Source organism: Streptomyces sp. NPDC090021 (genome assembly GCF_044748225.1).
In the GTDB taxonomy this organism is placed as follows: domain Bacteria; phylum Actinomycetota; class Actinomycetes; order Streptomycetales; family Streptomycetaceae; genus Streptomyces.
The window spans coordinates 13,560-29,180 of the sequence record NZ_JBIVFO010000010.1 but is presented as its reverse complement, the minus strand read 5'-3'; the positions used below and the strand labels follow the sequence as shown (position 1 = coordinate 29,180).

Sequence of the window (15,621 nt, the reverse complement as noted above, 5' to 3'; positions counted from 1 at the left end):
GCGGCCGTCGCCGCCCGCCCGTCCGGGCTCCACAGAGTTCTCCGTACCACCGTTTCCAGGGAGCTGTTGTCCATGAACCCCCAGGCCCCGGTTTACGTTCGCGCAGAAGACGACGCCTGGCTCACCGTGGTGTACTACCACTTCCATGCCTGGAGCGGTCGCCGTCCCTTCTGGGCCGGGCTGTTCACGCTCCTCGGTGGCTTCCCGATCGCGTACTTCCCGTATGCGGACCTCCGGTTGGGCAATGTCAGTCTCGCCATGGCCACCACGGGTGGAGCCGGCGCACTGATCATCGGTGTACTGCTGATCACGCTGGGCCTGGTCCTCTGGTTCCAGCAGGCCATCCGCGTCTTCGCCGGTGTCGCCTCGATCCTGCTGGCCCTGGTGTCCCTGCCGGTGTCCAACCTGGGCGGATTCGGGATGGGCTTCATCCTCTCCCTCGTCGGCGGCGCCCTCGCGCTGTCGTGGGCGCCCGGACGGCCGGCGGACGAGGAGCCGGCGGCCCGGCCGCCGGCCGCCGCCGGTCCGACCAGGGCGGAGGCGGTGGACGGCTTCCGGGACATCCCCGGACCCCGTGAGACGGAGACGGCACACGCGACCGAGACGACTGCCCACGCCGATGGCGGGAGGAACAGTGCGGGGTGACGAGACGCAGCGGGCCGTGGCCCCGGGCGCAGAGTCCCGTGAGAGGAAGGGCCCGCGCCACGCGGCGCCCAGGAAGTCGCTGCTGAACAAGATCCAGATACCCGTCGGCAAGACGATGGCGCTGGCGGCGATGCCGACGGCCGTGTTCGTCGGGATGGGCGTGGCACCCAGGCTCGCCGTTGCCGACGACAAGGAGATCCCCTTCGCCCCCGGGCCGTGTGTGACGCGGTCCGACGAGCCGGCCGAGACCGAGTCGAAGTCCCCGTCCCCCACGCCCTCGAAGACGGCCTCGCCGAGCGCCTCGCCCAGTGCGTCACCCGCACCGTCGACGGCCGCCAAGCCGAAGGCGAGCGCCTCTCCGTCTGCGACCAAGTCCCCGTCGGCGAACGCCCCGGCCCCCGCCACCACACCGGCGCCGGAGCCGACCCGGTCCGCGAACCCCCTGGACCCGCTGGGCGTCGGCGACAAGCTGAAGGACCTCGTCGACGGGCTCGGCCAGCCGCTCAAGGACTCCAAGGCGACCCCGACGCCCACGCCCTCCACGACCGAGAAGCCGGCCCCGGCTCCGGACCCGGCAGCGGACGCGATCCGGGACGCCGCACAGCGGGCGGGCGCCACGGTCGAGGAGCTGCCTGACGAGGTCAAGGACACCGTCGACAAGCCCAAGGACGAGACGCCCAAGGACAAGGACGACGAGGACAAGGGCGACGAGGACAAGGACGACAAGGGCAAGGACGACAAGGACGAGGCGAAGAAGGACCCGGACGGGAAGGAACCCTTCCCCTGCCCGACCTACGACGCCGAGGCCCTGGCCAACGCCGACCTGGAGCAGGGCATCCCGCTCGTGCCGGACGAGCCCTGGTACCTCGACAGCTCGCTGCTGACCCTCTACGGCCTGGACTACCACGGCATCGTCGAGGTGAAGACCGGCAGCGGCAAGATCAAGAAGGTCCTGAAGTTCACGGCGGACTCGCTGGACATCAAGGACCTCTACCAGACGGTCGGCAAGGGCGGGAACGTCGCCCATCTGAAGTCCCGCCCGGGCTCCACCTCCAAGATCCGCGGCGGCACGGTGACGATGTACACCGAGAGTCTCAAGGGGAACCTGTTCGGTCTGATCCCGATCGAGTTCACCCCGAACAGCCCACCGCCCCTGAACGTCCCGTTCGCGTTCTTCACGGACGTCAAGGTCGTCCAGGCGGCGCAGTTCGGCGGCACCCTGACGGTCCCGGGCCTGAAGAACTACATCGGCCCGCCGGAATAGTCCGCCCGCACGCCCTGCGCACCCACCGGGGGCGGCGCCCCGCATCACTGCGGGGCGCCGCCCCCGGTCCCTGTGCGGCGCAGCTTCGTGGTGCGACGGCGTCAGACGCGGTCGACGCCGCCCAGGTGGTGCACCCGGACCATGTTGGTCGTGCCCGGGACGCCGGGGGGCGAGCCGGCGGTGATGATCATGGTGTCGCCCTCGTTGTAGCGGCCCAGCTTCAGCAGCTCGCCGTCCACCAGGTCGACCATGGCGTCGGTGGTGTCCACGTGCGGGACGATGTACGAATCGACGCCCCAGCTCAGCGTGAGCTGGTTGCGGGTGTTGACGTCGGTGGTGAACGCCAGGATCTGCTGCGTGGCGCGATAGCGCGACAGGCGGCGGGCGGTGTCCCCGGACTGGGTGAAGGCGATGAGCGCCTGGCCGTTCAGGAAGTCGGCGATCTCGCACGCCGCACGGGCCACGGAGCCGCCCTGGGTGCGCGGCTTCTTGCCCGGGACCAGCGGCTGGAGGCCCTTGGAGAGGAGCTCCTCCTCGGCCGCCGTGACGATCTTGGACATCGTCTTGACGGTCTCGATCGGGTAGGCGCCGACCGAGGACTCCGCCGACAGCATGACCGCGTCCGCGCCGTCGAGGATCGCGTTGGCGACGTCGGACGCCTCCGCGCGCGTCGGGCGGGAGTTGGTGATCATCGACTCCATCATCTGGGTCGCGACGATCACCGGCTTGGCGTTGCGGCGGCACATCTCGATGAGCCGCTTCTGGACCATCGGGACCTTCTCGAGCGGGTACTCGACGGCCAGGTCGCCACGGGCCACCATGACCGCGTCGAAGGCGGCGACCACGGCCTCCATGTTCTCGACGGCCTGCGGCTTCTCCACCTTGGCGATGACGGGGACCCGGCGGCCCTCCTCGTCCATGACCCGGTGGACGTCCTTGACGTCGTTGGCGTCGCGGACGAAGGACAGGGCGACCATGTCGCAGCCCATCCGCAGGGCGAAGCGGAGGTCGTCGACGTCCTTCTCCGACAGGGCCGGGACGTTCACGGCGGCACCGGGCAGGTTGATGCCCTTGTGGTCCGAGATGACACCGCCCTCGATGACGATGGTCCGGACCCGGGGGCCCTCGACCTCCGTCACGCGGAGCTCGACGTTGCCGTCGTTGATCAGGACCTGGTCGCCCTTGGTGACGTCACCCGGGAGACCCTTGTAGGTGGTGCCGCAGATGGACTTGTCACCAGGGACGTCCTCGGTGGTGATGGTGAACTCGTCACCGCGCACCAGCTCCACGGGGCCCTCGGCGAAGGTCTCCAGCCGGATCTTGGGGCCCTGGAGGTCGGCGAGGACGCCGACGGCGCGCCCGGTGTCCTCGGAGACCTGCCGGACGCGGTCGTACCGCTCCTGGTGTTCTGCCTGGGAGCCGTGGCTGAAGTTGAATCGGGCCACGTTCATACCTGCCTCGATGAGCGCTTTCAGCTGCTCATACGAGTCGACGGCGGGGCCCAGCGTGCAGACGATTTTGGAACGGCGCATGACTGGATCCTATCGGTTTGTTTCGCAGCGGAATATTCCGGCTGGTGGAAAGTCCAAGCGACTATCGAGTAACCAGCGCATACGTCTGGGTGGCGATCTCCAGTTCCTCGTCCGTCGGGACGACCGCCACGGCCACACGGGCATGATCCGCCGAAATCAGGCGCGGCTGCGGGGAACGCGCCGCGTTGGCTTCGAGATCCAGTGCCAGGCCCAGTTCGGCCAGGCCGTCCAGCGCGGCCTCCCGCACCTGGTGGGCGTTCTCGCCGACCCCGGCCGTGAACGCCACCGCGTCCACCCGGCCGAGCACGGCCGAGTAGGCCCCGATGTACTTCTTCAGCCGGTGGACGTACGCCTCGAAGGCCAGGCGCGCCGTCTCGTCGCCCTCGCCCGCCCGCCGCAGCACCTCGCGCATGTCGTTGTCGCCGCACATGCCCAGCAGACCGCTCTTCTTGTTCAGGAGCGAATCGATCTCGTCCACCGAGAGGCCGCCCACCCGCGCCAGGTGGAAGACGACCGCCGGGTCCAGATCGCCCGAGCGGGTGCCCATGACCAGCCCCTCCAGCGGGGTCATGCCCATGGACGTCTCCACGCAGACCCCGCCCCGTACGGCCGAGGCGGACGCGCCGTTGCCCAGGTGCAGCACGATCACGTTCACGTCCTCCACCGGCCTGCCGAGCAGCGCGGCCGTCGCCCGCGAGACGTAGGCGTGGGAGGTGCCGTGGAAGCCGTACCGCCGGATGGAGTACGCCTCGGCCGTCCCGGCGTCGATCGCGTACCGCGCCACGTGCTCCGGCATCGTCGAGTGGAAGGCGGTGTCGAAGACGGCGACCTGGGGGATGTCCGCGCGCAGCGAGCGCGCCACCTCGATGCCCGTGACGTTCGCCGGGTTGTGCAGCGGCGCCAGGGGGATCAGGTTCCGGATCTCCGCCAGCACCTCGTCGTCGATCACCGTCGGCCGGGTGAACCTCGTCCCGCCGTGCACCACCCGGTGCCCCACCGCGGCCAGCTCGGGGGAGTCCAGGCCCGTCCCGTCGGCGGCGAGCTCGGCGGCCACGGCCTTCAGCGCGGCCTCGTGGTCCGCGATCGGGCCGACCTGCTCGCGCTTGCCACCGGCCGCGGCGGGCCCGGTGAGCGGCTCGTGCACCAGCCGGGAGGTCTCCTCGCCGATGCGCTCGACCAGGCCGACGGCCAGGCGCGAACGGTCGGCCATGTCGAGGAGCTGGTACTTGACGGACGAGGAGCCGGAGTTGAGGACGAGTACGCGCGATGCGGTCACGGTGCGGGTCTTTCCTTGTCGCGGGCGGAAGGGCGGGAGGAGGAGGGGGAGAGGACGGGTGGTCAGGCGCCGGCGGCGGGGCCCGGAGCGCCCTGCGCCTGGATCGCCGTGATGGCCACGGTGGTGACGATGTCCTGGACGAGCGCACCGCGCGAGAGGTCGTTGACGGGCTTGCGCAGACCCTGGAGCACCGGACCGACCGCGACCGCGCCCGCCGAACGCTGCACGGCCTTGTAGGTGTTGTTGCCGGTGTTGAGGTCGGGGAAGACCAGCACCGTCGCGCGGCCGGCCACCTCCGACCCGGGCAGCTTCGTCGCGGCGACCGAGGGTTCCACGGCCGCGTCGTACTGGATCGGGCCCTCGACCGCCAGGTCGGGGCGCTGCTCACGAACGGCCTCGGTGGCCTTGCGCACCTTGTCGACGTCGGCGCCCGAGCCGGAGGTGCCGGTCGAGTACGAGAGCATCGCGATCCGCGGCTCGACGCCGAAGGCGGCGGCGGTCGCCGCCGACTGGACGGCGATGTCCGCGAGTTGCTCGGCGTCCGGGTCCGGGTTGACGGCGCAGTCGCCGTAGACGAGGACCCGGTCGGCCAGGCACATGAAGAAGACCGAGGAGACGATGGACGCCTCGGGCTTCGTCTTGATGATCTCGAAGGCCGGGCGAATGGTGGCGGCGGTGGAGTGCACCGAGCCGGAGACCATGCCGTCGGCCAGGCCCCGCTGGACCATCAGGGTGCCGAAGTAGTTGACGTCGGTGACCACGTCGTGGGCCAGCTCGACGGTCATGCCCTTGTGCGCGCGGACCTCGGCGTAGTACTCGGAGAAGCCGTCCCGCAGTGGGGAGGTCGCCGGGTCGATGATCTGGGCGCCCGAGATGTCGACGCCGAGGTCACCGGCCTTCTTCAGGATCGTCTGCTCGTCGCCCAGCAGGATCAGGTCGCACACGCCCCGGCGCAGCACCACGTCCGCGGCGCGCAGCACCCGCTCCTCGGTGCCCTCGGGCAGCACGACGCGGCGGCGGTCGGAGCGGGCCCGCTCCAGCAGCTCGTGCTCGAACATCATCGGGGTGACGCGTTCGGAGCGGGCCACCGACAGCAGACCGCGCAGTTCGGCGGTGTCCACGTGCCGCTCGAAGAGGCCGAGTGCCGTCTCCAGCTTGCGCGGGGTCGCGGAGTTCAACCGGCTCTGCAGCGAGAAGAGTTCGGCGGCGGTCGGAAAGCTGTTGCCGGCCACCGACACCACGGGCGTGCCCGGCGCCAGCTTCGAGGCCAGCGTCAGGATGTCCGGGCCCGGCCGTTCGTTCAGGGTGAGCAGCACACCGGCGACCGGCGGGGTGCCCGAGGCGTGCGCGGCCAGTGCGCCGATGACGAGGTCGGAACGGTCGCCGGGGGTCACGACCAGGCAGCCCGGGGTCAGGGCGTTCAGGAAGTTCGGCAGCATGGCGCCGCCGAAGACGAAGTCCAGGGCGTCGCGGGCCAGGCCCGCCTCGTCGCCGAGGAGCACCTCGCCGCCGAGAGCCCGGGTGATCTGGGCGACGGTCGGGGCGGACAGCGACTTGTCGTCGGGCAGCACGTAGCAGGGCACGGGGAGGCGGGCGGCGAGCCGCTCGGCTATGAGGTCGCGGTCCTCCGCGGCCACCCTGTTGACGACCATCGCGACCACGTGGCAGCCCAGGCTCTCGTACGCGCGGTAGGCGTTGCGGGCCTCGGCGCGGACGGCCTCGGCGGGACGCTTGGTGCCGCCCACGACGGGCACGACGACCGCGCCCAGCTCGTTGGCGAGGCGGGCGTTGAGCGCCAGCTCGTCGGGGAGGTTGGTCTCCGCGTAGTCGGTGCCGAGGACCAGCACGACCTCGTAGTCACGGGCCAGCCGGTGATAGCGGTCGACCAGCTGCGAGACCAGCTCGTCGGTGCCCTTCTCCGCCAGGATCGCGGAAGCCTCGCGGTACTCCATCCCGTAGCCCGTCGAGGCGTCCTGGTCGATCCGGTAGCGGGCCTTGAGCAGGTCGAAGAGGCGGTCGGGTGCGTCGTGGAGCAACGGGCGGTAGACGCCGACCCGCCCCGTCTGCCGGGTCAGCAGCTCCATGATCCCGAGTTCGACGACCTGCCGGCCGTCCCCCCGCTCGATGCCGGTCACGTACACGCTGCGCGTCACGCGTGCTCTCCGTCTCTTCGTGTGGTCGGTCGACCCGGTTGGGATGGCTTGCCCTCTTGACAATACCTCCGCCAATGGATAGGGCGCCCGCCGGAACAAAGGCCCGGTCCGGGGGGCCCGAAGGCCCTCCGGGGCGGGTGGTGCGCAGCGCGCCCCGCCCCGGGACCATGGAACAATCGGACAGGCGGCACCAATACGCCCTTCGTATGTGCGGCCGGCGGGCCGCAGGTGTCCTCGCGCACGGCCACGTACGACCAGGAGCAGGAGACACAGCACGATGCGTATCGGAGTTCTCACCGCAGGCGGCGACTGCCCGGGCCTCAACGCTGTCATCCGGTCGGTCGTACACCGGGCCGTGGTCGGCCACGGGGACGAGGTCATCGGCTTCGAGGACGGCTTCAAAGGGCTCCTCGACGGTCACTTCCGCCCCCTGGACATCAACGCCGTCAGCGGCATCCTGGCCCGCGGGGGCACGATCCTCGGCTCGGCCCGCATGGAACGGGCCCGCCTCCACGAGGCCGCCGAGAACGCGCAGGAGCTCGCCACCCGCTACGGCATCGACGCCCTCATCCCGATCGGCGGCGAAGGCACCCTGACCGCCTCCCGCATGCTGTCCGACGCCGGGATGCCGGTCGTCGGCGTGCCGAAGACCATCGACAACGACATCTCCTCCACCGACCGCACCTTCGGCTTCGACACCGCCGTCATGGTCGCCACCGAGGCCATCGACCGGCTCAAGACCACCGCCGAGTCGCACCAGCGCGTGATGGTCGTCGAGGTGATGGGCCGCCACGCGGGCTGGATCGCCCTGGAGTCCGGCATGGCCGGCGGAGCCCACGGCATCTGCCTCCCGGAGCGCCCCTTCGAGGTGGACGCCCTGGTCAAGATGGTCGAGGAACGCTTCTCCCGCGGCAAGAAGTTCGCCGTCGTCTGCGTCGCCGAGGGCGCGCACCCGGCCGAGGGCTCCATGCCCTACGAGAAGGGCGCCATCGACGCCTACGGCCACGAGCGCTTCGCCGGTATCGGCAACCGCCTCGCCGTCGAGCTGGAGCACCGCCTGGGCAAGGAGGCCCGGCCGGTCATCCTCGGCCACGTCCAGCGCGGCGGCACCCCCACCGCCTACGACCGCGTCCTCGCGACCCGCTTCGGCTGGCACGCGGTGGAGGCCGTCCACCGCGGCGACTTCGGCAACATGACCGCCCTGCGCGGCACCGACATCGTGATGGCCCCGCTCGCCCATGCGGTCACCGAGCTGAAGACCGTCCCCGAGAACCGCATGTACGAGGCCGAGTCGGTCTTCTGAACCGGCCGGCCCGGCCCCCGCGGCAGCCGCCGGGCGGGCCCTTGGCCCCTGCCCGGCCGGGCACCGCGCCCCGCCCGCGCCAGGCCCTCCGGCCCGCCCGGCCGGGTCCTTAGGCCGCTGTACGGCCGGACGGCCCGGAGGCCGCCGCTCCGCTCCGGCGCGTGCCCTCCGGCCCCGTCGGCCGTCGCCCCCCGCTGGTTATGATTCCCGTGGGGGGATTGGGCCGGCCGAGTCGTGTGCGGGCGGATCGGGGCACCACGTTCGCGCCCCCTCCTTCACTCTCACGCACTCGATGAAAGGTGCCTCACTCCCGTGGCGACCAGCTCTGCCGTCCTGACCAGCGATCCGGTCGCGCACCGACCGGAACCCGGGAGCACCGGCCCCTCCGCACGGCGCAGCCCCACCGTCCTCGCCACGGCCCTCGCCGCCTCCTGGGCGGTGCCGCTGCTCCTCCACGCGGTCGCCCTCGACGTGCTGCTCCTCCCCGTCTTGGTCCTGACGATCGCCGCGCTGATCCGGGTGGGCGGCGGACTGCTCGACCGCCTCGTGGTCGCGGCCTTCCTGCTCAGCGGCGCCGTGATGGGCCTCGGCCTGCTGTTCTCCGTCTGGCCGTGGGGCCTGGCCCCCGTGCCCGGGGCCGGTCTGATGCTGACGATCGCCTCCGTCGCGGGCTGGCTCGCCCGTCGCAGGCCCCGCATCCCGCTGCGGCTGCGTGGCTCGGACGCGCTGATCGCCGGCACGGTGGCCGTGGTCTGGCACTACGTCCACCACCCGGTGGCCGGCAGGTCGGCCGCCGAACGGCTGGCCTACTTCGTCACGTCCGAGGACCGGATGGGCCACTTCTCGTACTTCACCGGGATCCGGGAGGTCGGCGGCTACGCCTTCCTGCACCAGGACGCCGCCCGGGCGTACATGATGACGCCGGCCGAGGCGGTCTATCCGCAGGGCTCCCACTTCCTGCTGGCGTGGATCGACGCCCTGGTGACGTCCTCGGCCCAGGCGGGCTCCGCCCTCGCCATGACGAATCGTTACTTCATCTACGTCCTGGCCTCCTACGCACTGTTCTGCGGGGCGCTGGTCTGGGCCGCCCGCTGGATCGGCGGTCCGCGCCTGCGCGGCTGGCGCGCGGCCGCGGCCTGCGCCACCGTCGCCGCGGTGATGATGTCCGGATCGATGGCGCAGCTGATCGAGCGGGGCTTCGACTCCGAGACCATCGGCCTGCTGTTCCTGGCGGTCGCCCTGGCCCTGCTGGTGCGGCCCGCGGCGGGCCGGACCGAGTTCGTCCTCGTCGCGGCGGCCGGGCTGATCTCCGTCACCTTCGTCTACAACCTCTACGGCGCGCTCGTCGGCATCGCCCTGGCCGCGGTGCTCCTGGTCCACCGGCGCCGCTTCACCGGCCGCTGGATCCCGGTCCTCGCGGCACTCGCCGGCGTCACCCTCGTGGCGGGGCTGCCCAGCGTCTTCTCCGTCCTCACCAAGCTGGACGTCGCCAAGACCTCGAACCTGGCGGGTCCGATGGTCATCCCCGACCGCCCGGTGTTCATCGGGCTCGGCCTGCTGGCCCTGGTCGCGGCCACCCTCCCGGTGAACCGCCGCACCGGCACCGGACAGATGGTGCTCGCCCTCGTCCTCGGCGCGACCGCGATGATCGGCGCCTTCGGTGCCTGGCAGAAGTACACCATCGGCTACTACTCGTACTACTTCGAGAAGCTGACCGCCGCCGGGCTGGTGATCGCGCTGCTGTCGCTCGGCCTCATCGGGCTGATGCTGCCGCCCGCCGGCGGGACCACGGGCCCCGGGCTGCGCCGCCGTGCGGACCTGGCGCTGCGCTCCGGCCTCGCGGCGGCCGCGGCACTGGCGCTGTTCGGCGGCGTCCAGTGGGGCGTGCCCTCCGGCTGGGGCCACCCCTCCGCCTGGTACGACAGCCCCATGCTCAGGTGGGCCCGGGGTGATGCCAGGAGCAAGGACATCGCCCCGCCCGCCCGCGCCCTCACCGGGCGAGACCTGCAAGGGGCCACCTCGCCGGTGATCGCCCTCTACAGCAACGACGCCTACCTCAACCTGCGGTCGACCTTCCTCGCCCAGATCCTCACCAAGCAGGGGGGCACCATGGTCGGGCTGTACGAGGTCTTCTACGTCAAGGTCGGCGGGCCCGACGCGGTCGAGGAGAAGGAGTACCAGGCATCCCTGGGCCACCTGAAGACCGCGATCGCCTCCTGCCCGTCCCGGCCGACCGTCCTGGTGGCCGACCTCAGGACCGCCGACCGGATCCGGCAGGACCTCGCGGCCGCCGGCACCGAGGCCTCCGTGGTCCACGCCCCGCTGCACTGACGCCGCGCTCCGGGCGGCGCTGACGGGAACCTGGTTCTAGGGCCTGTATTGAGTTGCCCCGCGGCGTCGCGACGCCCGGCACGCACCCTCGGCGCACGAGCCGAATGTCCTAGTAGCTCCGCTACGAGGATATTCGTCCCGCACGCCGAGGGCACGCACCGAACGCCGCTCCTTGCTCCACGGGGCAACTCAATACAGGCCCTAGGAGGTGCCCGCGCCGCCCGCGAGGTGCCAGAAGTGGCCGACGATCCCGGTGAGGAACTCCCGGCCCGCGTCCCCGCTGCCGGCGTCGCCCTGGCCGCCGCCCCAGCTGAGCGTCGCCACCATCCGCGACTGGTACTCCCCGTGCAGCTGCTCCAGCACCCGCTCCAGGTGCTGCCTGGGGATCGGCAGCAGCTTGCCGAGCGGCTTCACGTACGCCTGCCAGCGCGTGGTGACCGCGCTGCGCAGCAGCTCCGCGAGTTCCTCGTGCTTCCCGGTCGCCGTCACGAACTGGGCCAGGGTCAGGCCGAGCACGGTGGCCAGGGCGGCGGACTGCCGCTCGTTGCCCTTCCAGCGCCCGGTGTCCTCCATCCTCTGGTAGGAGTTCGTCTCCAGGCCGACCCGCCGGGCCAGTTCGTCCGCGGCCAGTCCCCGGGCCATCCGGTGCTCGCGCAACGTGACCGGTTCGGCCAGCAGTTCACCCGGTGAACACCAAAGGACGCCCGCGAGCGCCGTGAGCTCGGCGGATGACGGCGATATCTCGCCACGTTCCCAGGCCATCACCGTCTCGGGCGCGACGACGAGTCCGTACTGGGCACGCAGGCCGTAGGCGACATGTCCGGGAGCCATGCCCAGGGCCGCGCGCAGGCGCCGCGCGGCGGGGGCATTGAATGGTGGGCTGGAGTGCACACCGCACACCGTAGAAGTGGCCGGGCTGCGCCGCCTACAGACCAAACAAACAAGCCCATACCTCGTAGGAACGTCCTATGGAATGGGGGCCTTTTGGCGGGTTATCCGGCGACTGTCCGGTAATCGGTGCACTCGAAGATCCAGTAATGCATAAGGTTCCAGCCAACTCCACGCGGCGCAATACCCCTCACACGGCCTCCACGGAATGTGAACCGGAGCCCCCCTTCCGTACGTGGTTCCTGCGGGGCCCTCGCATACGGGGGTGGCGAGGGCCCCGCCCCCTCGCCACCCGCCCCACGCGGCTCCTACGGCCTGAGCCAGATCGTCGCCAGCGGCGGCAGCGTCAGCCGCAGGCTCGCCGGGCGGCCCTGGGCCGGCACCGGCTCGGGCCGCAGCGGCCGTGCGTGGTGCACCCCGCTGCCGCCGTACGCCTCCAGGTCGGTGTTGAGGACCTCACGCCACAGCGGGACCTCCTCCGGCACCCCGATCCGGTAGCCGTGCCGGACCACCGGCGAGAAGTTGCACACCGCCAGCAACTGCGAACCGTCCTGGGCGTACCGCAGGAAGGCGAAGACGTTGTCCTCCGCCGCGTCCGCCTCCACCCAGGCGAAGCCCTCCGGCACGGTGTCGCGCTCCCACAGCGCCGGCGTCGCGGTGTACGCACGGTTCAGGTCCCGGACGAGCTCGCGCACGCCCCGGTGGTCGCCGGCCGCCGCGTAGGAGGAGTCCAGCAGCCACCAGTCCGGCCCGTAGCTCTCCGACCACTCCGAGCCCTGGGCGAACTCCTGCCCCATGAAGAGCAGCTGCTTGCCCGGGTGGGCCCACATGAAGCCCAGGTACGCCCGGTGCGCGGCCCGCTGCTGCCACCAGTCGCCGCCGGGCATCTTCGACACCAGCGAACGCTTGCCGTGCACCACCTCGTCGTGCGAGATCGGCAGCACGTAGTTCTCGCTGAAGGCGTAGATCATCCCGAAGGTCATGTCGTGGTGGTGGTACTTGCGGTGCACCGACTCCTTCGACATGTAGCGCAGGGTGTCGTGCATCCAGCCCATGTTCCACTTCAGTCCGAAGCCCAGCCCGCCCCCGTCCGTCGGCCGGGTCACGCCGTTCCAGGCGGTGGACTCCTCCGCGATGGTCACCACGCCCGGGCAGCGCCGGTAGACGGTGGCGTTCATCTCCTGGAGGAACGCCACCGCGTCCAGGTTCTCCCGGCCGCCGTGCTCGTTGGGCGTCCACTCGCCCTCGCCCCGCGAGTAGTCCAGGTAGAGCATCGAGGCCACCGCGTCCACGCGCAGCCCGTCCACATGGAACTCCTCGCACCAGTACACGGCGTTGGCGACGAGGAAGTTGCGGACCTCCTTGCGCCCGTAGTCGAACTCCAGCGTCCCCCAGTCCGGGTGCGCGGCCCGCCGCGGGTCCTGGTGCTCGTACAGCGGCCGCCCGTCGAACTCCGCGAGCGCCCAGTCGTCCCGCGGGAAGTGCGCCGGCACCCAGTCGACGATCACGCCGATCCCGGCCCGGTGCAGCGAGTCCACCAGGAAGCGGAAGTCGTCCGGGGTGCCCATCCGCGAGGTCGGCGCGTAGAAGCCGGTGACCTGGTACCCCCACGAGCCGCCGAAGGGGTGCTCGGCGACCGGCATCATCTCCACGTGCGTGAAGCCCAGCTCCTTGACGTACGCGGGGAGCTGCTCGGCGAGCTGCCGGTAGGACAGGCCGGGCCGCCAGGAGGCCAGGTGCAGCTCGTACACCGAGAAGGGGGACTGGTGCGGGGCCCGTGCGCCGCGCCGCACCATCCAGTCCGCGTCCTGCCACTCGTACTCCGAGGCCGTGACCACGGAGGCGTTCGCCGGGGGGACCTCGGCGGACCGGGCCATCGGGTCGGCCCGCAGCGTGTGGCTGCCGTCCGGGCGCGTGATGTCGTACTTGTAGAGCGTCCCGGCGCCCACCCCGGGCAGGAACAGCTCCCAGACGCCACTGGAGCCGAGGGAGCGCATCGGATGGGCGACGGAGTCCCAGTAGGAGAAGTCCCCGGTGACCCGGACCCCCTGGGCGTTCGGCGCCCACACCGTGAACCGGGTCCCGGTCACGCCCTGGTGTTCCATCGGCTGCGCGCCCAGCGCCGTCCACAGCTGCTCGTGGCGGCCCTCGCCGATCAGGTGCAGATCCAGTTCGCCGAGGGCGGGCAGGAACCGGTAGGGGTCGTGGACCTCGATCTCGTCGTCTTCGTACGCCACCAGCAGCCGGTAGTCGGGCACCGCGGTCAGCGGCAGCAGCCCGGAGAACAGCCCGTCGCCGTCGTCGTGGAGCTCGGCCCTCAGACCCTTGGCGATGACCGTGACGGCCTTGGCGTACGGGCGCAGCATCCGGAAGGCCACTCCGCCGCGCTGTGCGCGCGCGCCCAGTACCGCGTGCGGGTCGTGGTGACGGCCCTCCAGCAGCCGGGCCCGTTCCTCGGCGCCGAGTGCCGGCGCCGGCCGGACCCCGCGCGGCGGGGCGGCGCGGCGTGCCCGGGGAGTGCGTGGCTTCTTGGCCGCCGCGGCGGCGGGTACGGCTTCGTCGCGGACGGTCGGTGACGGCTGTCGTGCGGCGCTCACGCGAGCGGCCTCCTCGGGGGCTTCGGGTGGGGGTGCGGGTGGGGGTGCGGGTGGGGGGAGAGGGCGCCCGGGGCGGGCGGGGTCGACGGCACGCGGTGGGCGGGTCGCGCGGGCTCCGAGAGCCGCCGGATCGCGGCCATCGGGACGTGCAGCCAGTCGGGGCGGTGCCGGGACTCGTACCGGGCCTCGTACACCGCCTTGTCGGTCTCGTACGCCCGCAGCAGCACGGGATCCTCGCGGGGGTCCCGCCCGGTGGTGCGGGCGTAGCCCTCGCAGAAGGCGGCCCGGCAGTCGTCCGCCCAGGCCGGGGCGAACGGCCGGTGCGAGCGCGCGGCGTAGTCGAAGGAACGCAGTATCCCGGCGATGTCGCGGACCGCCGGTTCGGGGCGGCGCCGGTCGGCCAGGGGCCGGGCCGGCTCACCCTCGAAGTCGATCAACGACCAGCTGCCGTCGAGGGTGCGCAGGGTCTGCCCCAGATGGAGGTCACCGTGGATCCGCTGCGCGGCCACCCCCGCCCCCCGGGACGCCGCCAGTGCGTCGAAGGCCCCCCGCAGTCCGGCCTCGTAGGGCCGCAGCGCCGCCACCTCCCGGGCGGTGGCGGCGAGCCGCGCGGTCATCCCGGCGGCCAGCCGGGCGGTCTGCTCCGGGCCGAGGGCGACGGTGGGCAGGGCCGCGGCGAGCGCGCTGTGCACCTCGGCGGTGGCCCGGCCGAGCGCGTGCGCCTCGGAGGTGAACTCCTGCCCGGCGCCGAGCCGGCGCAGCGCGAGCTGCCAGCCGTCGTCGGAGCCGCGCAGGTACGGCTGGAGTACGCCCAGGGTCAGCGGTTCGCCGCCGGGCGGCTCGGCCTCGTACCAGGCGACGGGTGCGGGCACCCGCGTGCAGCCGGCGGCGGCCAGTGCCCTGGGCAGTTCCAGATCCGGGTTGACCCCGGGACCGACCCGCCGGAAGACCTTCAGGATGAACGAATCTCCGTAGATCAGGGAGGAGTTCGTCTGCTCCCCGGACAGCGGCCGGGGCGTGAGCCCGGCCGGGACGGGGGTGGCGGGGTCCCGGTCGAAGCGCAGCGGGCCGAGCACGCCGGGGGAGCGCAGCCGTTCCAGCAGCATCGCCGCGAGCCGGGGGTCGCCCAGCGCCTCGTAGACCGCCCGGCCCGCGTACGGCCCGTCCTCGGCGTGGCCGATCAGCGCGGGTGCGAGGGCGGGCGGCAGGGACGGGCGGATGCCCAGCAGCAGCTGGTAGCAGTCCCCGTCCACGTCCAGGAGCACGTGCAGCAGTCCGGGGGTGGAGCCGGGGGGCAGCAGGTCGGCCGCCGAGACGGTCGTGAGCCTGCTGATGGCCCTGCCCTTGCCCGCGAACCAGCGCTGTGCGGGCAGCCAGGCCCGCAGCATCGGTTCCAGTGGGGCGATCCCGGCGGCCCGGTCGGCCGTGAGCCGGCTCCGGGCGGATGCAGCCTCCGACATGGCGTCGCGTCCTTTCCCCGGGTCGTCACAGAATGCGCAGAGTGTCCCGGATGCGCGGCAGTTGCTTCTCCGGCATGTGCGAGTGTCGGGTCAGGATGATCCGTACAGGGGCGGGCGATTGACCCGTTCGAGCTGCCCGCCCCCTGACCCAGGCGTGGTCCGCCTGTGGCCG

The 15,621-nt window shown here is 71.9% G+C and carries 10 protein-coding genes; 4 read left to right on the top strand and 6 right to left on the bottom strand.

Translation table 11 applies throughout. The features are described 5' to 3' along the window. Positions 1-72: 72 nt before the first annotated feature. Complete coding sequence (locus ACIPXC_RS09745; protein WP_401615327.1) at positions 73-645, top strand: DUF6114 domain-containing protein; 573 nt, start codon at positions 73-75, stop codon at positions 643-645. Further along, positions 635-1,909 carry a hypothetical protein gene (locus tag ACIPXC_RS09740; RefSeq protein WP_401615326.1) on the top strand — a complete coding sequence of 425 codons (1,275 nt, stop codon included), beginning with the start codon at positions 635-637 and terminating at the stop codon, positions 1,907-1,909. The genes ACIPXC_RS09745 and ACIPXC_RS09740 overlap by 11 nt, the downstream gene beginning before the upstream one ends. A 101-nt stretch (positions 1,910-2,010) precedes the next feature. Here ACIPXC_RS09740 and pyk read toward each other — a convergent pair whose 3' ends face one another. From pyk to pta, 3 genes are all read right to left on the bottom strand, one after another. Next, the gene (pyk, locus tag ACIPXC_RS09735; protein WP_401615324.1) at positions 2,011-3,441 is read right to left on the bottom strand and encodes a pyruvate kinase; all 1,431 of its coding nucleotides are present in this window, start codon (positions 3,439-3,441) and stop codon (positions 2,011-2,013) included. A gap of 61 nt (positions 3,442-3,502) precedes the next feature. After that, positions 3,503-4,717: an acetate kinase gene (locus tag ACIPXC_RS09730; RefSeq protein WP_401615322.1), complete on the bottom strand. Its 1,215-nt coding sequence runs from the start codon at positions 4,715-4,717 to the stop codon at positions 3,503-3,505. A gap of 62 nt (positions 4,718-4,779) precedes the next feature. Next, complete coding sequence (gene pta, locus ACIPXC_RS09725; RefSeq protein WP_401615320.1) at positions 4,780-6,870, bottom strand: phosphate acetyltransferase; 2,091 nt, start codon at positions 6,868-6,870, stop codon at positions 4,780-4,782. 277 nt (positions 6,871-7,147) lie between these two features. Here pta and ACIPXC_RS09720 point away from each other — a divergent pair, with 277 nt between their 5' ends. Both ACIPXC_RS09720 and ACIPXC_RS09715 read left to right on the top strand, forming a co-directional pair. Continuing rightward, positions 7,148-8,173, top strand: coding sequence for an ATP-dependent 6-phosphofructokinase (locus ACIPXC_RS09720; protein WP_401615318.1), 1,026 nt, complete (start codon positions 7,148-7,150; stop codon positions 8,171-8,173). Between the two features lie 312 nt (positions 8,174-8,485). Further along, positions 8,486-10,504 (top strand): hypothetical protein, encoded by a 2,019-nt coding sequence (locus tag ACIPXC_RS09715; protein ID WP_401615316.1) that lies wholly within the window; start codon positions 8,486-8,488, stop codon positions 10,502-10,504. 201 nt (positions 10,505-10,705) lie between these two features. Here the strand turns inward: ACIPXC_RS09715 and ACIPXC_RS09710 are convergent, their stop codons facing one another. The 3 genes from ACIPXC_RS09710 to ACIPXC_RS09700 all read right to left on the bottom strand — a co-directional run bounded on the left by ACIPXC_RS09710 (position 10,706) and on the right by ACIPXC_RS09700 (position 15,449). After that, entirely contained in the window at positions 10,706-11,335 is a 630-nt protein-coding gene (locus ACIPXC_RS09710; RefSeq protein WP_401615556.1) for a helix-turn-helix domain-containing protein, read from the bottom strand. Positions 11,336-11,700: 365 nt separating this feature from the next. Further along, positions 11,701-13,989, bottom strand: a complete 2,289-nt coding sequence (glgB, locus tag ACIPXC_RS09705; RefSeq protein ID WP_401615314.1) for a 1,4-alpha-glucan branching enzyme — start codon at positions 13,987-13,989, stop codon at positions 11,701-11,703. Then, on the bottom strand, positions 13,986-15,449 hold the full coding sequence (locus ACIPXC_RS09700) for a maltokinase (RefSeq protein ID WP_401615312.1): 1,464 nt from the start codon (positions 15,447-15,449) through the stop codon (positions 13,986-13,988). Before ACIPXC_RS09700 ends, glgB begins: the two co-directional genes overlap by 4 nt. Between the last annotated feature and the right edge of the window lie 172 nt (positions 15,450-15,621).

What these genes read in the sequence shown, in the direction of transcription:
- ACIPXC_RS09745 (WP_401615327.1), top strand. Translation starts at nt 73, where the DNA reads ATGAACCCCCAGGCCCCGGTTTACGTTCGCGCAGAAGACGACGCCTGG.
- pyk (WP_401615324.1), bottom strand. Translation starts at nt 3,441, where the DNA reads ATGCGCCGTTCCAAAATCGTCTGCACGCTGGGCCCCGCCGTCGACTCG.
- ACIPXC_RS09720 (WP_401615318.1), top strand. Translation starts at nt 7,148, where the DNA reads ATGCGTATCGGAGTTCTCACCGCAGGCGGCGACTGCCCGGGCCTCAAC.
- ACIPXC_RS09710 (WP_401615556.1), bottom strand. Translation starts at nt 11,335, where the DNA reads ATGGCTCCCGGACATGTCGCCTACGGCCTGCGTGCCCAGTACGGACTC.
- ACIPXC_RS09700 (WP_401615312.1), bottom strand. Translation starts at nt 15,449, where the DNA reads ATGTCGGAGGCTGCATCCGCCCGGAGCCGGCTCACGGCCGACCGGGCC.